15 protein-coding genes and 1 pseudogene are annotated in these 21,267 nt (G+C 53.1%); 2 read left to right on the plus strand and 14 right to left on the minus strand.

What is annotated here, in order from left to right; genetic code table 11:
• Positions 1 to 481 precede the first annotated feature (481 nt).
• From glp to Dvar_RS31785, 14 genes and pseudogenes are all read right to left on the minus strand, one after another.
• A complete protein-coding gene (glp, locus tag Dvar_RS31720; RefSeq protein WP_419657135.1) occupies positions 482 to 1,759 on the minus strand; it encodes a gephyrin-like molybdotransferase Glp in 1,278 nt (425 codons plus the stop codon).
• 74 nt (positions 1,760 to 1,833) lie between these two features.
• Positions 1,834 to 2,316 carry a ferritin-like domain-containing protein gene (locus Dvar_RS31725; protein WP_419657136.1) on the minus strand — a complete coding sequence of 161 codons (483 nt, stop codon included), beginning with the start codon at positions 2,314 to 2,316 and terminating at the stop codon, positions 1,834 to 1,836.
• A 77-nt stretch (positions 2,317 to 2,393) separates the two neighbouring features.
• On the minus strand, positions 2,394 to 3,002 hold the full coding sequence (locus Dvar_RS31730; RefSeq protein ID WP_419657137.1) for a 2Fe-2S iron-sulfur cluster-binding protein: 609 nt from the start codon (positions 3,000 to 3,002) through the stop codon (positions 2,394 to 2,396).
• 80 nt (positions 3,003 to 3,082) lie between these two features.
• Complete coding sequence (locus tag Dvar_RS31735; protein WP_419657138.1) at positions 3,083 to 4,726, minus strand: NADH-ubiquinone oxidoreductase-F iron-sulfur binding region domain-containing protein; 1,644 nt, start codon at positions 4,724 to 4,726, stop codon at positions 3,083 to 3,085.
• A gap of 9 nt (positions 4,727 to 4,735) precedes the next feature.
• A complete protein-coding gene (locus Dvar_RS31740; protein ID WP_419664189.1) occupies positions 4,736 to 5,263 on the minus strand; it encodes an NAD(P)H-dependent oxidoreductase subunit E in 528 nt (175 codons plus the stop codon).
• Positions 5,249 to 6,013: pseudogene (locus Dvar_RS31745) on the minus strand (hydrogenase iron-sulfur subunit); the annotation flags it as partial. The gene Dvar_RS31740 and the pseudogene Dvar_RS31745, both read right to left, overlap by 15 nt.
• Positions 6,014 to 6,040: 27 nt before the next feature.
• Positions 6,041 to 9,082 (minus strand): FAD-dependent oxidoreductase, encoded by a 3,042-nt coding sequence (locus tag Dvar_RS31750; protein WP_419664190.1) that lies wholly within the window; start codon positions 9,080 to 9,082, stop codon positions 6,041 to 6,043.
• Between the two features lie 262 nt (positions 9,083 to 9,344).
• Positions 9,345 to 10,496: a (Fe-S)-binding protein gene (locus Dvar_RS31755; protein WP_419657139.1), complete on the minus strand. Its 1,152-nt coding sequence runs from the start codon at positions 10,494 to 10,496 to the stop codon at positions 9,345 to 9,347.
• 107 nt (positions 10,497 to 10,603) lie between these two features.
• A complete protein-coding gene (locus Dvar_RS31760) occupies positions 10,604 to 11,146 on the minus strand; it encodes a (4Fe-4S)-binding protein (protein WP_419657140.1) in 543 nt (180 codons plus the stop codon).
• Positions 11,147 to 11,243: 97 nt separating this feature from the next.
• Complete coding sequence (locus Dvar_RS31765) at positions 11,244 to 13,310, minus strand: aldehyde ferredoxin oxidoreductase N-terminal domain-containing protein (RefSeq protein WP_419657141.1); 2,067 nt, start codon at positions 13,308 to 13,310, stop codon at positions 11,244 to 11,246.
• 509 nt (positions 13,311 to 13,819) lie between these two features.
• Positions 13,820 to 14,137 carry a hypothetical protein gene (locus tag Dvar_RS31770; RefSeq protein ID WP_419657142.1) on the minus strand — a complete coding sequence of 106 codons (318 nt, stop codon included), beginning with the start codon at positions 14,135 to 14,137 and terminating at the stop codon, positions 13,820 to 13,822.
• Between the two features lie 542 nt (positions 14,138 to 14,679).
• A complete protein-coding gene (locus tag Dvar_RS31775; RefSeq protein ID WP_419657143.1) occupies positions 14,680 to 16,128 on the minus strand; it encodes an ABC transporter substrate-binding protein in 1,449 nt (482 codons plus the stop codon).
• Positions 16,129 to 16,231: 103 nt separating this feature from the next.
• The gene (locus tag Dvar_RS31780; protein WP_419657144.1) at positions 16,232 to 17,125 is read right to left on the minus strand and encodes an SAM-dependent methyltransferase; all 894 of its coding nucleotides are present in this window, start codon (positions 17,123 to 17,125) and stop codon (positions 16,232 to 16,234) included.
• Positions 17,126 to 17,239: 114 nt separating this feature from the next.
• Positions 17,240 to 19,150 (minus strand): TonB-dependent receptor plug domain-containing protein, encoded by a 1,911-nt coding sequence (locus Dvar_RS31785; RefSeq protein ID WP_419657145.1) that lies wholly within the window; start codon positions 19,148 to 19,150, stop codon positions 17,240 to 17,242.
• Between the two features lie 383 nt (positions 19,151 to 19,533).
• Between Dvar_RS31785 and Dvar_RS31790 the strand changes: the two genes are divergently transcribed.
• Positions 19,534 to 20,289 (plus strand): DUF1007 family protein, encoded by a 756-nt coding sequence (locus Dvar_RS31790; protein WP_419657146.1) that lies wholly within the window; start codon positions 19,534 to 19,536, stop codon positions 20,287 to 20,289.
• On the plus strand, positions 20,286 to 21,224 hold the full coding sequence (locus Dvar_RS31795; protein WP_419657147.1) for a nickel/cobalt transporter: 939 nt from the start codon (positions 20,286 to 20,288) through the stop codon (positions 21,222 to 21,224). The genes Dvar_RS31790 and Dvar_RS31795 overlap by 4 nt, the downstream gene beginning before the upstream one ends.
• The last annotated feature ends 43 nt before the right edge of the window (positions 21,225 to 21,267 follow it).

Raw genomic sequence — 21,267 nt, forward strand, 5'->3', positions numbered from 1 at the left:
GGAGGTCTCGAGAAGTCAACTTGCGAAGTAGGGTAAAAGTATGTATAGTAGTCATCATTCAAGATTTCCTTTCACTTTTTACTTCTCTATATATTTAAAAAAGGAGGTTTCACATGGCTTTACCTGATAACACGAAAAACAGTGAATGGGTTAAAAAGGATCTGGATTACTGCAATGAGAAAGGAGATAAATTCTATAATCTATATCTGAGGGATGGAACGAACTTCGTTTCCTGTAGCGAATCAGTGGTTGATCGATTAAGTAGATCTATCAGGTATTTTAAAATAGAAAGTAAAGGTCAGCTCTTGAATTCAAAGAGATCATTAGTAAGTATATTTAGAAACGCAGGTAATTTCAAATTGTAGCGGGCGTTTCACACACCATTGTCTTACCCAAAAAGCAAAAGGGTCAAGTAAGCTTGTTTTTGACCCTTTTGCATCTCTTTTTTATTCTTAGGTTTTAGTCGTTTTCTGGATAGACACTATGGAATTCTCTGCACAACGACCACTGAACCGGCCGGGAGTGCTTCCTTTCCCTCAGGTATACAGGCCACGGCCGTTGCTTGGCCAATAGCGGAAAGGCGGCTGCGCTTCTTCATGGGGTGAAAAAGTGGCAGGCCATCTCCCGCTTCAAGCGTTCCGTAGTACATATCCGTCCAGTTTGTTTTTCCGTCTTTTATATCCCGGGTTAGCCTGGCGGTGATGGTGGGCAGCCCTGGATGAGCATGACCGCAAAGCGCCTGAAGACCCGGCAGTGCAATCTGGACAAACCCCATCAGGTTGGAGGGAGGACCGCCGGCAAGGATGAATACAGGCTTTTGACCAAGCATACCGAAGCCCACAGCCTTTCCGGGCCCCATGCGAATCCGGTGAAACATTTTCTTCCACCCGAGGGCGCCTAAAGCCCGGGCGACAAAATCGCGGTCTCCCGTCCAGGCACCGCCGCTGGTAATCAGGGCGTCGGTCTTATCCAAATATGCTTTCAGGGTGCCGTAAAGAGCGTCGTAGTCGTCCTGAACAGTAGTCATTCGAGCAGTTATGCCCAATTTCCGGCACCAACCGGCCAAGGTCACGATATTGCTTGCGTACAGTTGCCCTTCCTTTAATGGCGTGCCTGGCACAACGATTTCGTCGCCGGTTCCCACAATACCCACTGTGGGTGTTTTGCGGACCGCAACCGAGCTGTATCCGCCCGCAGCCAACAGGCCGGCAACGACCGGCGTAATCGGTTGCCCTGAAGCGACAAGCCGGCGGTCCAGTGAGACATCGCTGCCACGAAACAACACATTTTTACCAGGTTGAATCGGTGCATCGAAAAAAACCGTGTCGCCCTTACGGACAACATATTCCTCCGCCACGACCGCATCGGCACCGGTGGGCGTCCGGGCGCCGGTCAACACCCGGACGGTGGCACCTGCGCAGAGCTGGATGTCATTCTTTTCACCGGCAGCCAGGGTTCCTGAAATCTTAAGCGAGACAGGGGAATTTATTGTGGCCCCGGCAATGTCCACGGAAGCGACCGCATAACCGTCCTTGCGGGATGAATCCATGGCCGGCGAGTCCACCCGGGAAAAAAGATCGGTTGCTGCCATCCGGCCCACACTTTCCACCAGGGGGATCTTCTCGGCGGAAAGGGGGCGAATGGACTTAAGGGTAAGCTGCAGCGCCGCTTCAAAGCCACAGTAAAGTGGTTCTGGTTCGTTATGCCTTCCTGTGGCGCATCGTCCGGAGCCGCCGCCACCCGGCAGTGCATCTTTCATGAATAGCGATTTTTCCATAGACCGGAATTAGTAAAAAATTGAAAATTCTACCCCCAATGTTGCAGCATCAGGGGCTATCCTGCCATCTGCTTTTTCATCTGGGCCAGTTTGCGAATATGGCCCTTTTCCTCATCAATCAGACCTTCGACGATTGTGCGGTCGGCGTCATTCAAAAAAGGAATGAACTCGCGAAAATATAAAATGGCATCTTTTTCAAAGCCGATGGCCATATCGAGTACATTGCCCTGACCAATGGCCTTCTGGACGAATTCCTTGGAATCGATGTCGGCATAGAGCCGGTCGTCAATGACCGAATCCATATAGGCTTCCATCTCTTCGGCATACTCTTCCGGCTGCACGCCATCTTCGGGAATATGATCACGAATTTTTTCAAATTCATGAACGTGATTGTCTTCTTCCTCTTTGAGGAATGTAAAAAGCGCCTTGAGTTTTTCATCCGTGGTCAGATCGGCCACAGACTGATAAAACGCTCTACGCGCCTTTTCTTTTTCAACCGCTGCTGCGGCGACCTCTCGGGCGGAGAATATGACCGCCATGCTGCACCTCCTGTAAGGATTCCAATCGCAGTTTACTTTGCTAATCGCTAACAGCTAATTGCTCAATTATAGTACCGCTATGACGCTTTCTCCAGTGGAAGCGACGGAAACGCGATGGTATGGGTCAAATGGAAAGCGGCCTGCAAATATGAGGTCGGACACAGCGGAAAACACTCCTTGCAGTCCCAGCAATGTTGAGCGGCCAGCTCCGGGATGAAGTTTATCTCCCGTTTGGCCCCCTGGTCAACAAATCCGATCACGTTCAGCTTTTTGACCTCGGCACAGTACCTCACGCACAACCCGCACAGGATGCAGAACGAGGCTTCCTTTCCGAACCGGTCCTTGTCCGCCCCGTATTCAGCGGCCAACTCATTCATGCGCACGGAATCCGGTGCATGGGCGAGTAAAAATTCCAGAATCAGCTTGCGAACCTTGTCCACCTCTTGGGTACGCGTCCGAACAATCAGGTCCGGCTCTACCGGATACAGACAACTGGCCACCAGTTTTTTCCTGCCACGGCTTTCCACCTCCACCGTGCACAGCCGGCATCCACCGTAAGGTTCGAGCATTTCGTTGTGGCAAAGTGTGGGAATAAAGATATCCACGCTGCGGGCAGCCTCTAAAACGGTGGTTCCCTCTTTTGCCTCGACGCTTTTGCCGTCGATTTCTAGTGTGATGTCACCCATCGATCTACCCTCTTTCGAGTCCGTTTATCTGATTAACTGCATGCGTCGGCAGTCGTTCCCCCAACCCATGCAGGCGTTTTTCATTGAATGTTGGCTTCGTATTCCTCCCTGAAATATTTCAGGGTCCCCCGAAGCGGATCAGTGGCGGTTTTGCCCAGCGAACACAACGACGCCGCGCTCATCACGTCGGCAATCTCCTCCATGGTCTCGATATCGCCTTTTTTGCCTTTTCCTTCGCACAGGTCCGCCAGGATCTTGAGCAGTTGCCGGATTCCCTCACGGCAAGGCACGCATTTACCGCAGGACTCATTGGTGAGAAAGGTCAAAAAGAATCTGGCCATCTCCACCATATCCGTATCTTCGTCCATGACCATGAGCGCACCGGCACCCATAGGCGCGCCCGCCTTTTTCAAGGCATCAAAATCAAGCGGCGTATCGATGAGGCTTTCGGGAATCGAGCCGCCCATGGCACCGCCAAAGTGAAGCGCCTTGAGCTTCTTGCCGCCGGGGATGCCGCCGCCAATATCAAAAACGATCTGTCGCAGCGTGGTGCCGAAAGGCACTTCCACCACACCGGAATTGACGACGTTGCCGGAAAGCGAAATCATTTTCGTTCCCTTGCTACGCTCGGTTCCCGTACCGGTGTACCACTCGGCGCCTTTTTCAATGATCTGCGGCACGTTGGCCCAGGTCTCGACGTTGTTCAGGTTGCTGGGCTTGTCCCAGATACCGCTGACCGATGTACGGATGTACTTGGGCCGCGGTTCCGGATTGCGACCTTCAATGGAGCGCATCAGGGCGCTGGACTCACCGGAAACGAAGATACCCACGTCATAATGGACTTCCACATCGAAGTCAAAACCGGAACCGAGAATGTTCTCACCCAAAAGTCCGCACTGCCGGGCCTGTTCCAGGGCCAGGTCGATATTCTTTTTGAGCAGCTTCGAGTCATGGCGGGTATAGATGAATCCCTGATGCGCACCGATGGCGTAGGCGCCGATAATCAGCCCCTCCAGCACCAAATGCGGGTTGCCCGTGAAAACGGCCCGGTCCATGAACGCGCCCGGTTCTCCCTCATGGCCATTGACAATCACGTACTTTTCTTTGTCCGGCGCATTTCGGGTCGTCTCCCACTTCAGGCCGGCGGGGAATCCACCGCCGCCGCGCCCGCGCAGGTTGGCCTTTTTGACTTCGTCAAGCACCGCTTCGGGTTTCATTTCAAATAGGGCTTTGGAAAGCGCCGCATAACCGCCGATCCCAATGTAGTCGTCGATGCTGGACGGATTGATCCGCGTGTTGTTGCCGATCAGATTCCGATTCTGGTATTTGTAAAACGGAATTTCGTCCAGATGAACCGCTTTCTCACCGTTTTCCGGATCCGTATAGACCAGGCGATCGACCACCTTTTTGCCGGCAATGGTTTCCTTCACGATGTCGGCAGCGTCTTCGGGTTTCACATGGATATAATAGATCTCTTCCGGATAGATGACCACATTGGGCCCCAGTTCGCAAAGGCCATGGCATCCGGTGGCTCTGAGCTCCACTTTTTCCGCCAGCCCCTGCGCGTCCAGTTCTTTTTCAAATGCCGCGATCACCCGGCCGTTGCTCAGGCCCGCGCAACCCGCGCCCGAGCATACCGCGATGGCCGGCCGGTCGGGGTCTTTCCCGGACTGTAACTCTTTTCTTCTTGCATCCAACTCAGCAGCTGAATTTATCCTTTGCATGGTCATTCCTTACGCGTAATTTTTCAGCACTTCTTCTGCACTGTCAGCAGAAAGCCTGCCATGGTGTTCTCCATCCACGATCATCTCCGGCCCCAGTGTGCAGCTGCCAAGACAGCAGCCGGTCTCCAGGCTGAATTTGGCGTCCGCGTCCACTTCCCCGACTTTGACACCCACCAGTGCCTGAACCGAATCCAGCAACGCGTCCGCGCCCCTCAGATGGCAGGATGTACCACTGCACACATGGATCCGATGGCGGCCCTTGGGCGTCAGGCTGAAGGTTTTGTAGAAGGAAGCAATCTGCATCACCCGGCTCAAGGGAACATCCAAACGCTCGCTGATGGCGTTCAGGATCTCCTTGGGCAGCCAGTGGTTTTCGCTCTGGACTTCCATCAGCACATGAATCAGTGCGCCGGGCTTACCTTCGTATTTGGCGAGAATCGCCTCTACTTTTTCATTTTCCAGTGCCGCAGGCCTGACCTTCTCGGCCTGCGCTGCGGTGCGCTGCGCATCATTCTCATAATAAGCGGCGGCAACCAGGTTCTTGCTTTCGTCAAACCGGCACAACCCTTGCCGCGCCGAGATGTTCGCATGCCTGGCAATCTCAGATGTCGTCAACCCTAACAGCTGGGCAAGCTCACTGGTGGTGTGCGGCTTTTCCCGGAGCAGCGCGATCATCTGACTGATTTCCAGTTTGTCGGTAATCAGCTCCTTGAACAGCGCGTCGAATTCTTCGCTGGCATAAAAATCAGCGTATGCTTGTTCCGTTCTCTGGTTGCTATGCAAACGCTCTCTTTCAACCAGTTTGATATAAGGCACCATCTTCATTGCCGCATCAAGCCTGCGTTTAAGGACATCTTCAGCCACGCCTTCGCTTTTTCCGGCGGGCCCCAGTTTTTTGAGTTTCGCGGAAAAGTCGTTCATGACCTCTGCAAACCGGATGCCCTCGCCGGCGGAGACCCATTCCAGACGAAGCCGCTCTGGATCCAGGCCGATATGTTCCATTAATTTTTTAACAATGCCGACCATGCCGTAAGCGTCGTAATTGCCTTCGGTATTATAGTGACAGTCGTTGATATGACAGCCACCGACAAACACCCCGTCGACGCCGTTGCTAAAGGCCTTGAGCACGAAGCTCGGATCGACCCTGCCGGAGCACATCACCCGGATAACCCGAATGTAAGGGGGGTATTGAAATCGGGAAACACCGCAAAGATCTGCGCCACCGTAGCAACACCAATTGCACAGAAACCCCACGATCCTCGGTTTGAATGCAAGTTCTCCTGCCATTGCTTTTTCCTCCTTAATCGTTTTGTTCTATGCTGTTGCCAAGATTCTCTCGTCGGGAATTTCCGCATCGAGTTGGCGAACAATTTCTTCGTTGGTATAATGTTTCAACTGAATGGCCCCGGTCGGACATTTGGCGTTGCACAGTCCGTCGCCCTTGCACAAAACAGGATTGACCCTGGCCGGTCGATACCCCTTCTCGTTTTCATAAAAGTCGATGGCGCCGTAGCTGCATACCGAAATACAGGCACCGCAGGAGACGCACAGGCTTTCCTCGACCTGGCAGACCGATCCGGATGCCACCAAGGCATCCTGGGCCAAAAGACCCGCGGCACGACCGGCCGCACCGTATGCCTGGCTGATGGTTTCACCGATGTGTTTCGGATAATGCGCCATACCGCACAGAAAAATACCTTCCGCTGCAAAATCCACGGGCCGCAACTTGACATGCGCTTCAGTGAAGAAACCGTCCGGTCCCAGGGTAACCTTGAACTGGCGGGATACTTCGTCACTGGTGGACGCCGGAACCGTTGCCGCTGACAGGACGAGAAAATCAGCATCCAGTTCGAGTTTCTGACCCAGGACATAATCGGTGGCCGTCACGCGAATAACCGGTGTGCCTTCGGCTTCGGCCGCCTCCGCGGTCGGGGCGTCTTCCGGCTCAAAGCGGATGAACTTGACTTCGTTTTCCGAGGCCTTGCGGTAGTAGTCTTCGGCAAACCGGTAGGTGCGCATATCCCGGAAAAGGACATAGATGTTCATGTCCGGATTCTTCTCTTTCAGCGCGAGTGCGTTTTTAACCGCATGGCTGCAACAGATCCGGCTGCAGTAATTTCGATCTTCGTTACGGCATCCCACACACTGGATCATTACGATATTTTGCGCCTCGGTAACGGCCGTATCACCACTTGCGATCCGCTCTTCCAGCTCCAACTGGGTCATGACCCGCTCGTCTTCTCCATAAAGGTACTCGGACGGGCGATATTCTTGTGCACCGACGGCGATAATCGAAGCGCCGTGCTTGATGTCGGTCAGTCCCCGTTTGGAGCGCACCGTGGTGTGGAAATTGCCCACATACCCTTCGGTCTGCTCAATGGACGCCTCAGTGTACACATGGACCAGGGGATGCTGGAAGACTTTTTGCGTAAGGTCGTTCAGATAGGCCTGCACGTCCATGCCTTCCAGTGTGGAATGAAGCCTTCTGGCCATCCCCCCCAGCTGTTTTTCCTTTTCGATCAGGTACACATCGTGCTTTTGATTGGCCAGCGAAAGCGCCGCAGTCATGCCGGCCACCCCGCCGCCGACAACCAGGGCGTTCTTGTCCACGGGCAGTTCGAATTCCTGCAGCGGTTCCAGGCAGCAGACGCGGGCCACCGACATGCGGATCAGGTCTTTGGCCTTTTGTGAGGCGGCTTCCGGTTCCTTGGAATGCACCCACGAGCAATGTTCCCGGATATTGGCAAATTCAAAGAAATACTGGTTGATGCCGGCCTCACGCAGCGTGTCCCGAAAAAGCGGTTCATGGGTTCGCGGCGTACAGGCGGCAACCACCACGCGGTTCAAACCCTTTTCGCGGATGGAATCGGCCAGCCGCTGGGCAGCCTCGGTGGAGCAGATAAACAGACTGTCTTCGGCATGGACCACGTTGGGAAGCGACAACGCGTAGTCCACGGTGGACGGAATATCGACAATACGTCCGATATTGGCGCCGCAATGGCATACGTAGACCCCCACGCGGGGCTCCTCGGCGGTAACGTCCCGCTCAACAGGATAGACACGGCTTCGGGCCAGCTCACCGCGCTGGTAATCCAGCAGCTCGCCGCACAAGGATCCCGCGCCGCTGGCGCTGAGCACCGATTCCGGAATGTCCATGGGACCGGCAAACGCGCCGCTGATAAAAACCCCTTTTCGGGAGCTTTGCATGGGATTGGTGGGGTTGATCTGGCAGAAGCCATGCTCGCTCAGCTGGACACCGAACTTGTCCGCCAGATCCTTCATGCCCTTCGGCGGCGTCAGCCCAACGGACAGCACTACCATATCAAATTCTTCTTCCTTGACGCCCGCATCCGGCGTTGAATACCGGACGGTCACGTTTCCCGTTACCGGATCCTCTTTGACGATGGAGGCATAGCTGCGAAGGAACCGAACGTCGGGCAGACTGGCGGTCCGCTGGTAAAAGCGTTCGAAGTCCTTTCCGAACGAGCGGATGTCATTGTGGAAAATCGTGCATTTGGCATCCGCGTCGTGGTCCTTGGCCAGAATCACCTGCTTCTGGGTATACGTACAGCAGACCCCTGAACAATAGCTGTTCTCTCCCGGTGTGATTCTTCTGGAGCCCACACACTGGATCCAGGCGATGTTATGGGGATGTTTTTTGTCGCTGCCGCGCAGAATTTCCCCCTCATAGGGGCCTGTGGCGCACAGCAGCCGTTCGAAGTCCAGGGATGTGACGACATTGGCAAATTCGCCGTATCGGTATTCTTTCTGCACCGACGGATCGAAGGCTTCGATACCCGGTGAAAGAATCACCGCGCCGACCTTGACGGTCGTTTTTTCCGGCTTTTGCGTAAAATCGATGGCATCGGCCGTACAGACCCGCTCGCAGAGCCGGCATTTGCCCTCTTTCAGGTACAGACAGCTGTCATCGATATAGGTGACCAGCGGAACGGCCTGGGCGAAGTAAATGTGGATGGCCTTGTTGTCCGAGATGTTCTGGTTGAACGGATCTGGATAGTTGATGGGGCAATACTCCACGCAGGCGGTACATCCCGTGCATTTGTTCTCATCGATATACCTTGGTTTTTTTACCAGTGTAACGGCAAAATTTCCAGCATTCCCGTCGACCCCGGCAACTTCCGTATAGGTCAGAATTTCGATATTGGGATGCCGGTTGCACTCGATAAATTTCGGCGACTCGATGCACATGGAGCAGTCATTGGTGGGAAATGTCTTGTCCAGCTGTGACATGTGCCCGCCAATGGTTGGGGATTTATCGACAAGGTATACTTTGAAGCCTGCCGAGGCAAGATCCAGCGATGCCTGAATACCGCTGATGCCGCCGCCGACGATCATGACGTCTCCGAAATCGCCGTCAGCAAGGCTATTTTTTAAAATTTCATTCCGGTGTGTGTCCACTTTATATCACCTCACCTGTTTAAAGGATAGATAGTGTCCATCCACGAATCGGAAAATTTGGTCGAGATCAAGGCGCCCTAAAAATTTAACCACAGGCGCCCGAAAGAAGTGCCCTCGGGGTACATATGGTTGATATTCCGAGGATTAAATTTTTCGGGCAACGCCGATATCGGGCAAATTGGCCATTCGTGGATGAGCACTAGATCACGGCCTGTATGATTTCGGTAATGTCTTTAATGACGATCTTGTCTTCGATTTCCATGGTGATCCTGCTGTCTTCGAACATGGTGATGCAATACGGACAGCAGGTAACCAGTTCCTCGGCACCGACGTCCAGGGCCTGCTGCAATCTTAAGGCACCGAACCGCTGTTCCTTGTCCGTTTCCATCCAGACCCGTCCGCCACCGCCACCACAGCAAAGACTTTCCAATCGCGATTCGAAAAGCTCGTTGAATCCGATACCCGGCACGCTTTTCAGAACCTCGCGGGGTTCTTCGAAAATGTTGTTGTGCCGGCCCAGATAGCAGGGATCATGGTAAGTGATTGTTTTTTTGTATTCCTTGTTGATTTCGAGTCTGCCCGTTTGGATCAGTTCAAACAGATACTGGGACATGTGGACGATCTCGAAGTGTACCATGAACTCCGGGTATTCGTTTTTAAACGTATGATAGCAATGCGGTGAGGATACAAGAATTTTGCTTACGCCCTGGTCAATGAAGGTTTTGATGTTTTCCTTGGCCAGTTTGACGAAGAGTTCTTCGGCTCCGGTTTTACGAATACTTTCACCGCAGCAGCTTTCTTTTTCTCCCAATATCCCGAATGTCACGCCGGCTTTGTTCAAAATTTCGGCAGTGGCCCGGGCGACCTTTTTCATTCTCGGGTCGAAGCTTGGGTAACAGCCTGGGAAATAGAGAATTTCCATATCCCCGGTGAACGGCTTGACGGACAACCCTTGGGCCCAGTCCGCTCTTTTGCCCCGCTCCCCACTTAAGGAATTGCCTTCGCTGATCAGGCTTCCCCGAATGGTGCGCAAGGGTTTTGCCGTTGCGGGAAACACGTCGTATTCGTTTGCGATCCGCCTCAGGGCCACACCGGATTCGATCTGCTGCACACCTCTGGGACACCGTTCAGGGCATCTTCCACAGGTGGTGCAAAGCCACATATCTTCACCGTCGATCTCGGTCAACCCGAAGGTGGCCTCTCTAACCAGTTTGCGCATGGAAAAGTCTCTGAACCGGTTCCAGGGGCAGACGCTGTCACATAAGCCGCACTGAAAGCACATCTTGAAGGCTTCACCGCCGCATTCCTTTATTTCATCTATGACTTCTTGCAAAGGGGCTACAGTTTCCAAAGGATTTCTCCCTCATCCGGCTTTACCGGAAGCGAATAGCCGTTAGCCGTTAGCTATTGGCTCGAAAATTGTTCAACTAACCGTTGGTCCAGTGTCGATGTCGTCACTCACGATTTTTGAGACATTCTGGTAACGGCGTCTTTAATTTCATCCAATCCATACTGGTTGGCAAGGGCCTGTAGGCCGACCTTCATCTCGTCCAGTTTCACGTCCTCTTCCTCGACTTCCACTTCCCGTTCCTCGTAGGTGAGAACGTCACGCATGCACCATTCCACGCAAACCGGCGTTTCCTGCTCCGGAATGCTCTGACACATGTCGCATCCAAGCGGCAGGCCGGAATCCGGCTCGACAAACCGTCCCCTGGAAGGGCATACGGCCCTGCAGAACGCGCATTCTCCGTATGATTTGTTGTCGATCTCGTAGTTGAGCCGTCCGCTGCACTCGGCGGCCGTGTATTCTCCGGCAAATACCGGTAGCCAGATATCTTTCAGGGGATCGCGAATGATCTGAATGCGGGCCCTGGCCGGGTTAATTGTGCCATATTTGGGAGTGGAATGCGCCGCCGAGCACATGATTTCGCACAACCGGCAGCCGTTGCACAGATCCGCCTTGATGTTGATTCTTCTTATCGTTTTTTTTATCTTGGCCATTTTAAGCTCCTTACAGATTATCTAACCCAGCTTCGCTGGATAAGACCCTTAGGTGTTAAAATTTTTACACCAAACCATGGATTATTTTAACAAGGGTCTAATATCCCCATTGCTCATGCCGCCGATGTATCCACGCTTCCTTTTCATCATCCGTCGTCTCGACCTTTTTCAGGATTCCCAGTTCCTCCAGCTCATCGGCGACGTATCCCAGTTCCAGCTCCTCAAGGCGCATGCGCGTCGGCACGCCGTCATCGTTCCATCCCTTGAAATTGTAATAGGTCGTCAGGAGTTTTTCCTCGAGTTCGGGGAAGCGGTGGCGCCAGTGATCCGCGGGTGGCGCATCGTCGGCCCGGGTCATGCCACGTCTCATTTGAAAGGCCCGGTGCAGGTTGCGGCTCCTATGAATAATCTTCCTGAGCCCGTATTGATCCACATCGATGCCTAGTGCCGATGAAACGAATTTGTAGTAATTGTGCACATGATAGGCCGGCTTCAGACAAAATCCGCCCATACCGCAACAAATCCCCAGGGAATCGTCGTAGTTGTGGATTTCCTCCATCCAGTCCACGATATCGGAAGCAATCTCCGGGGTCGGGTACTCGGGATTCATGAATGGACCACCTTCACGGCTCTTGGGCTCCCAATCCAGAAAATACTTAATAAACCGTTCATGAGGAAGGTGGATCCAGTCCTTGACAAATGCCTTACGGTCTTCAATATCCCTGAAAGCATCCTGGGTCCAGTTACCCTCGATCTGGGGAACACTCTGTTTCTCATTGGTAGCAAACATGAGAAAGTACATGGGATCGAGCATGCCCAGTTTGACATTCATCTGCTCTTCCCCTTTGGTAATATTGTGCGCGTAGTGCTCCGGATTAACGCCGATCTTTTCAGCCGCGGCTTTGGTTCCCAGGGCAAATATTTTGCCAATCCCCTGTCCTTTGCCGATCCGGTCCAGCAGCCACAGGAAAACGCCCTGCTTGTCTTCCGGGGGGGGGCAGGCAGGATATTCATCGGTTGCGGCAAAGTCTTCTTCCTTCAGGACGCCGTCTCTTCTCATTTCTACGGCCATTGCCAGAACCTGCGGAGTCGAGAAAGAATCCACGCCATACCGAAAGGCCTTCGAAAGAATTTTCCAAGAGAAGTTCTGGTCTTCTGTCTCGGAACCGAACAGATAGGAAAGCTTTGAGTAGCACTTGGCCATGTAAGGCGGATCCTCTTCATGCCAGATCAGGGCCCCACATTGCTGCGGGCAGGCATAACAGCTGATGAAACGCTGGATCGCGCCGTATTGAATTTTTGTCCAGGCTTCTTCGAGTTCATCGTTCCAGAAGTCTTTTTTGCGGTAACGGGCATTTCCCCATGAAAACCCGCCCGTATGCCAGCTTTCATCCACGATCTCCATGGCCTGCGGTGATCCCACGCCGGTGTGAATGTCCATGATATTCTTGCTGGACAGACGGTTGTGATTGCGTTCGTCTACAAAGTCCCGCATTTCCTTCAAGGCTTCCAAAAAGGCCGGGCCATCGGCCAGGTTGACGTCTTTGGTCCCTCTGACCGCAACGGCCTTGATTTTCTTGTCCCCCCACACGGATGCCGCTCCCATTCGACTGGCGCTGCCGCGGCCCATCTCGACGGTGGCGATATATGACTTCAACTCCCCGGCCGTTCCGATCGCCGCGACCTGGGCATTCGGTTCATCCAGTTCTTCCCGAATGAGATCCTGGGCTTCGATGGCACCCGTCCCCAGCAGATGTTCCGCGTCTCGGATCTCCACCTTGTCATTATGTACCCACAGGTAGACCCACTTGGGTGATTTGTTGGTAAAGATGATTTTGTCATAGCCCGCGTATTTCAGTTCCGGAGCAAAGAACCCACCCCCCATGGGATAGGCCAACAGGTTCGTTTTCGGAGAAAGGGTGCAAATAATGGTGCGGTTGGAACTGAATGCCGGCGTGCCTGCCATCAGCCCGCTACTGATAATCAGGAGGTTTTCCGGATCAAACGCGTGCGTGTCCGGGGTGGTCCGGTCCCACATTATTTTAAGACAGGTGCCCAGGCCACCAAGAAGGGTTTCCGCCAGATTCGGATCTGTTTGAACCCTTTCAATATTTCCCGTGGCCAAATCAACTTCTAAATTATACCCCGTTTCTGCGTATCGCATACCTAAAACCCTCCGTTATGTTACCATCCTCGCGAGTTGTAATCCCGGATTTGTTTTTTGCCATAAGGCCATCGAAAGAAAGCGTTGATAAACGCTATAGCATTCAAAATGATGGTTTTGAGCGGGATTATCGGTGGGAAGCGATATTGTTATACCGCTTTCGCCATATCGTCTTGCCAAAAGCATTATTTCAAATCCTATAGTTTTTTATGGAGAACGATTGATCTCTATAATGACCGCGTTATATCAGACGTGACATATCTGTCAAACTTTTTTTTGAGAAAAGATACAATAATCCAATAAAATCCTCTCAGGGACAAACGTCTCGCAATCTTTTTTTAATACCAGGCAGTTTTCTTATTGATATATTCTATGATTCAAGCTGTGACGGAAGGAAAGTAAATCACAAAGATTTTCAGCAAGAATGGCAAATGCGGTATACAGGTTATGTCTCCGAGGGGATAGGCAAAACGGCCGCCCGAATCCCCTCGGGGTATCTGAACTGTCCTTTAAATCCGTGTATTCAAAGCAGTTTTTGATCCGGCAGAAATTGCACCGTTAGCAGAACCCAGCATGCCGAACATATTTTCCGACTGTTCGTTTCCCGCCGCCATGCTTGCCATTTTCAGGTAGTTATCGATGCCTGCCATTTGAACGAAAGCCCCGCCCATTTTACTGGACTGATCCAGGGGTGAAGTATCTTCGGGACGGTTGTCCGCCAGTGCGGCGATTGCTTCATCTTCGCTGAGGACGCCGTCTTCATCGGCATCGTAGGCCGCCATGAGGTCATCTACGGCCAAATCCTGGTCCGTGGCGTTGTTGATCATGTCATGGAATAGTTCATGGAACTTCCAATACTGTTGATTGTCATGATTTTCCTCCTAGTCGATTAGGGTTGGTTACGTCCGTACCATGGACGCCGAGCAATTGAGAAATAAACCGATGCGGTAAGACATGCTGTCATTCATCGGCAGAAATGGTTTTGACTCAAGAATGGTAAAACCGGCAAAAAAATCCAGTTGGTTGCGCCAGGGTGAATTTTTTGCCTATTGATCCACCAGGCTGGGTAGCGCTAAGAAAAAGGGAGGAAGCTGTATAATCAATACCGCAACGACCGATAACGCAGTCCAAAAACATTATCTTGAATGCTATAACTTCGTCCACTTACCGTTCCCACGCATAGCGTATCCCCGTCAACTTAAGCGGTAAGATCGTAGGTCGGGTCGAGCGCAGCGATACCCGACCTACGATCAATCTGTTGGGTTTCGTACCTCAACCCAACCTACAATGCTGACAAGGGACAACGCAATCCCCAGTCGCGGTCGTTGTCGTTCAACCCCAATGTTGCAACATTGGGGTCAACGGTGTGTTAACGGCTCAGCACGTCGGCCCAGCGCCGCAGGATATGCGGATATTCGATTACGCTGGAATCAATATAGCCGGGCAGGCTGTAAACCGCATGGGATTTAACGGCCGGCACGTCGGCCAGGGCCGGGTTCTTGCGAATGGCTTCGGCCAGGGCCTTTTGCACGGCGACGGACTCACCGGTCATCACGATGGCATCGGGGGCGGCGGCAATCAGGCCATCAAGCTTGCGAACTACCACATGTCCCTTGGACGGCTTTTTACTCGTTTGGTAAACCTTTCCCCCCACGTTCTCAATGCCCATGGACTTGAGCAGAAAGCGGTCCGCATATCCGCCGGGGGCCTCGACACGCAAAAATGTCTTTCCCGTGGAAGCCTGATACGTGCCGCGCAAAATGACAACCGTCTTGACAAACTGCCGCTGGGCCATCTTTTTACGGGTCTTTTGGATCGCCTTGGTGTAATCGGTCAATACAACATCGGCCTTTTCCGCAAGCCCCAGCATGTCAGCTGTTTGGCGCACTGCCTTTTCCAGTCCTTTGGTAAAATCCACATACTGAATGTCAAAGTCCTGACCATCCAAAAAAGACGCGATCTTCTCAAGCTGCAAGTTGGGCACATAGGTGCAAAATGGGTCGCTGTGTTCGATCAGGACGCGTTTGATTTTATGCTGCTCGGCAAACGTCAGCAGTGGCGCCGCTTTTTTCTTGGTCATGCAATTGGGGCAGCCTAGCACCTGAACGGATGATTTCAAAGATTCACACAAGGGCCATAGAGAGCAGCGCACCGACATGGCCGCCGGTACCACGCCCAAGCCGTGGGCCACATCCACCAAACGGTCGCCGATCATGATCACGTCGATTTTTCCGGGTGATTGGACCGGGGTAGCCATGACCGTAGAGACCGGTACGGTCATACCCAGCACAGACAGTGTTGCCAATGACAGCACCATCGCCTTTTTGGCCTGCACCCGCTGACGGATTTTATGCGTCATGGGCACCGCTGACGAATCGGAAGCCGGCACAGCGGCAAATAGCGTTTTCATCATATTATAGGTGAAAAGCAAGGCAGAGACCGTGATTAGCACCCCACCGGCGGTTACAACCATTTTAAAGGGAGCGGCCACGCTTCTGAATTCCGGCGATCCCGCCGTATGGCCAGACGCCAGGCCGAACACACCGGTCAAATGAAATCCCAGCGCGAGAAGAATGACCCCGGCGGTTTGGCAGGCCCAATTCGAGTAGGCGGCCCATGGCCGATACCGTTCGACGCCGCTGATTTGAGGAGCGAGATAGTAGAGCATGCCCATGAGCGCGGACCCCACCCAACCGATGAGATTGACATGGGTGTGAATCTTGGCCACGAAATAACCGAAAAAGGTTTTGAGATGTTCCGGTGGAACGTGGAAAACAGTGGTATAAACGGATTGCATTTGAAACTTGGTGGGAAACATCAATCCCTCGACACAGCCGATTATAAAAAAAATTAAACTACTGGTGATGAAGTATTTTGCAATTTTGGTAGACATCGAATCAACCCTTTCAGAGATAAAACGTTTAACTGTTCAGAAAATCACCGACATAGATAAGGTGGGCAAAGGAAAGCGCGCCCTGCTTTTCGACGATTGCAACGATAGTATCCAACGTGCCCCGGACCACGCGCTCCTTATCTGCGTAACCCGCATTGATCACCACGGCAATCGGTGTATCACCAGGATAATAACGACTTAACCGTTCCACCAGCGGGGTCAACCGGGTAAACATCGTAAACACGACCATCGACGACCGAGTCGTTGCCATGCGCTCGATAGTATCCATCCCGTTGTACCCTGCCTTTAGTTCGGCGGCATTGGTCAAAATCGCCGAATGCGCCGCGCGGCCAAAGGTAAGTCCCCGCTTGAGGGCGGCGTTGGCGGCATTGAGGCTACTGACCCCGGGAATGATCACCGGATCCAGTGCTTCCAGCACCTTCATGGTCCAGATATACGGCCCGTAGATACAAGGGTCACCATAATCGAGAAGAGAAACAATCTTGCCCGCCTTGACGGCATCGGTCACCGTGCGCACAAATCGGTCCAGTTCCCCTTGAATCGCCGCATTGGAAACTTCTTTTCTTTTTATTTTGGCCCCTTGGGCAAATTCCCCCTTGAGTGATTGAAAATACTTGTGGATCTTCAGGCTCGGCTTAGGGAGAATCTGCTTCTCCGCCATCAGATCGGGATAGACGGTTTTAAGATCAGCATCACCGAATATGATATCCGACGATTTGATGACCTTCATGGCCTTGAGCGTGATGTTGTCTGCGTCGCCGCACCCCACGCTGACCAGATAGAAGCGCCCGCCGTGGGTTGCTTCGGTACCACTAGTGGCGGTTGCCGTTATGGCGACGGCCAAACATCCGATCAGGGTTGATATCAATAAAATGATTGCCGGTTTTCGAATAACGGGCATGGCCCCTCCTCGTTGATTTGAGTTTTCGATGGACAGCAAAAATACCACTTTCAAGCATCCGTCGATGTCCCGAACACTCTTCTCAATGCTGCAACATCAAAGGTGGTAATGTGACTAATAACGCAGCGAAACGCCTCCATAGTAGAAGGTCGGTTCGATATCGCTATCCGCTCCGGTGTCGAAAATATTGTCGATCCCGGCAAACAGCATCACGTTCTTCATGATCTGCTTGGACAGGTAGGCATGCACCAGGGTAACGTCATCTTCCGGTTCGTCGGCATAGTAGCGCTCGCCGATGTACTCGACACGCACATTGGCCTTGAGTCCCATATCCGCATGGTGATAAGCGAGCTTCAACGCCCCCTTGTAATCCGGTCGGCCTTCGAGTTCTTCTCCTGTGTCCCCGTTTTCCGCGTCCAGGTAGGCCAGGTTTCCGGACAGATCGAAGCCCATGGGAAGCCCCAATGTCCATTCTGCCTCCACCCCCGAAATGGTCGCATCGCCGATGTTCTGATATTGATAGTAGTCCTTTTTGCTCCTTCCTGTGCCGCTGGAGGAATAATAAACCGCCTCGATCATATCCTCGATGCTGTTTTTAAATGCCATCACCCGCCCGCTGAACCGTCTATATTCTCCCTCGAAGCCGATTTCATAACTTTTGGATGTTTCCGGCGTGAGATCGGCGTTGGGCTCAAACACCTGCTTGCCGCACTTCATATAGGTAGGGACATATAGTTCCAGGAATCCGGGTGCACGAAACCCCTCTCCATAACCGGCCTTGAGCCTTAAATGCGAAAGGATGCTGTAAGTCATGGAGACGCGGGGAGTCCACTGCGAGCCGAAATCCGAATGATCGTCCCAGCGTACACCCAATACCAGATACAACGGATCGACCACCTGGATTTCATCCTGTAAATAAGCACTCAGGTTGTCGATATCTTCGTCCAGACCGGAATCGTCCTCACGCCCCTCCTCACGGTATTCGCCGCCGATGGTCACCAGATGACGGCTGAAAAACATCCCGCTGAAACGGCCCTCCGCCTGATCCAGCCGGCGTTGGGCATGGGTTTCATCGCCAATGCCACCGGCAATCAAGGATGTGGGCGGATCGAAATCATAGTCGTTTTCGTGTTCGGAATGGTTCACGCGCAGCATCAGGGAGGACAGGTCCGTGGGATGCCCGGCATACTCCAGAAAGTAATTGAGGCGACGATCATCGGCGTCCCGCTGACGGTCCATTTGCTCGATATTCCTCAGTCCGCCGGCATTCCGGTCAACCACCTCGAGGCCTGTCAGCAAACGATGATGATCGTTCAAATCAAAGGAGATCCGCCCCCCACCAGATCCGAATTCGATGTCGTCGCCATCATCCGGGGGCACCCCGTCCCGGTCGTAGCCATCCTTGTCCCGATATCCGCCGGCAAGCAACATTCCCAAGCGCCCCCAGGTGTCACTCAAATAGGCGCTGCCGATCGCCTCCTGTCCTTCATGATAAATGCTTTGCCCGTACTGGGCGGTGAGTCCCATGGACAAGTCCCGGGACGGCGTTTTGGTGATGACATTGACCACACCGCCGATGGCATCGCTGCCGTAAAGGGCCGATGCGGGACCGCGCACCACCTCGATCCTCTCGATCATGTCCATGGGGATCTGTTCCAACCCGAGCAAATCCTTGAACCCGGCGGCCAGCCGGCGGCCGTCAATCAACAGCAGGGTATGGTTATTGCCGGTACCCCGGATGCTGGGCCGTTTCTGACGCCCGGTTTCGGTGGTCACCACCAGACCGGTCGCCTCGGCCAGCGCATCGGCCACGGTCTGTGCATTCATCTCGATCAGTTCCTGGCCGGTAATGACCTCCACCGCACCCGGCACATCCGCTACCCGCTTTTCAGTCATGGTCGCCGTCACCACCACTTTGCCTGCGTCCACCATGTCGCCACTCCCATCGCTGCCATTTTGGCCGGCCAACAGCCCTTCTGGAATCAGTGTCAACATCAAGCCAGCCATCAATATCCACCGCTTCATCAACCCCTCCTCATAATAAAAAAAGGCGCCGATAAATCTGACATCAATCAGATCCACCTGCGCCTTCACTTCATACCGCGTCGACCAGCGACCGGCTGCCGTAAGGCACATCTTTCTTTGTTATACAGCTCGAACTATGAGCACTCTCTCATATAGCCCCATTAATCACCTGTCAACCCTTTTTAACCTGCACACTTAATCTTCAACGCTCAATTCCAAACCGCTGAATGCCGATGATACGCATAGCCATTGACACTCGGTCCATGATATAGAGGCGAAGCGCAGGGCAATCAATATAATACCACCATTTGGCATTTTCATTGGACATTTGACATTCTTGGAATTTGCATTTGCCAATGGAAAGCATTCGGTGATAAAGACGTATGCGAATCAGAAATGAAATAATCGGCGGGTTGGGTCGCCGACTGAAAATCACAACGGTAATTCTGGCGATCCTTATTGCTTGCGGTCCATCCGCACTGTGGGCACATCCTCACGCGTTTGTTTCCTGCACGGTATCTTTTGTCATGGACGAAGCCGGACTGGTGGGTTGCCATCAGCGTTGGATACTGGATGCAATGACTACGGTTGCGGTTCTTGACGTGGTTGATACGGATCGCAACACCGTCCTTTCGGATGATGAGCAAACAGCATTGAGTGATTTAACCGTGGAAAGCCTCAGGGATTTTCATTATTTCACGGCCATCCGCGTGAATGGCCACAGCGTCCCGGTAAAATCGATTACCCATTTTTCTGCGGAGGTCAAAGCCAACCGGCTTGTCTATGATTTTCTGGTGCCCTGCCGCGTGGCAGCCACACCAAACAAGCGCCAGCAGGTAAAAGTAGCGGTCTTTGATGACTCGTTTTACACCTATGTGGCCTATGCTGCCGAGGATGAGGCCACCATCGACCCGTCCCAGGATCCGATGTTCGCCAATCGGGAGGCACCGGCAAGTCCAGGGGATTATGAGCGATTTGCCAAAGCCGTGGGGGTTGCCAAATTTAATGGAAAAATTAGGGTTACGGGCAACACGCAGATTTTCAAAATCGAAACGAAGGTGGAGGATGCAGCCGACATGGCTTATTTTCACAATCAAATTATTCCCCAAGCCGCTGTTATGGCCTTTGAACCGAAATGATTGTACGCCGGCTTGCCGTTTTCATTTTGATTTTGGCCCTCACATTTCCGATTGCCGGGATCGGTGGCGATTCGGCCCAGGCAGCCCGCAATCCATTTATCACTTCAAAACGAGCCGACAATACACCTGACCAACAGCCAGCCGTTGGTTATCCAGCGTTTCTCCAGCCTGCCATGCAAAAGATCGTTACGGTGCAGTTTGCCATCCGGCAGAACATGGTCCGCCTGGCCGGGGACATCCAGCAGCACCCCTTTGGCCACGCCTTTCGGATGTTCATGCTCTTCTCCCTGCTTTACGGCATGGTTCACGCCCTTGGGCCGGGCCACGGCAAGGTTTACGCCTGTGCCTATTTTCTCAACCGCCCGGGCACCATCAAACGGGGACTGCTGCTGAGCGGCCTAACTATGCTCATTCATGTGCTGAGCGGAACCGTCCTGATTCTTGTGGGCGCCCTGGTCCTGAAAACATCCGGGGCCATGACCCTGGAAAATGCCGGTGTAGTGCTGGAGCGTGTCAGCTACGGGCTGCTCGCCGGCCTGGGGGTATTCCTGGCCGGGCACACGATTATTCAGTTGCGCGCCAAAACGATTCACATCTCTGACCGTTGCATGGACGCGTCGGACAATAAAAGCCTTTTTGTCGCGGCCCTGGCCGTGGGCATCGTCCCCTGCCCGGGCGCGGCCATGATTCTGCTTTTCTCATTGACCCTTGGCATTCTGCCGGCCGGCCTGGGGGCCATGATCTGTATCGCCGCCGGCATGTCGTTCACCACCGGCCTGTTCGCGATTTTGACCATCGTCCTCAAACAGCGTTTTCTGGTTCTGGCCGAGGGTAACCGGCGGCTGTTCACTGCGGCTTACACCCTTCTCGCCCTGGGCGGGGCGGTCGGGATCACCACCCTTGGATCGGTGCTTTTTATCGGATCTGTCCTATAGAGCCTGTTTGAAGTGTATTTCCATTTGTGCTATTTTATATATT

Source organism: Desulfosarcina variabilis str. Montpellier (assembly GCF_048565275.1).
In the GTDB taxonomy this organism is placed as follows: domain Bacteria; phylum Desulfobacterota; class Desulfobacteria; order Desulfobacterales; family Desulfosarcinaceae; genus Desulfosarcina; species Desulfosarcina variabilis.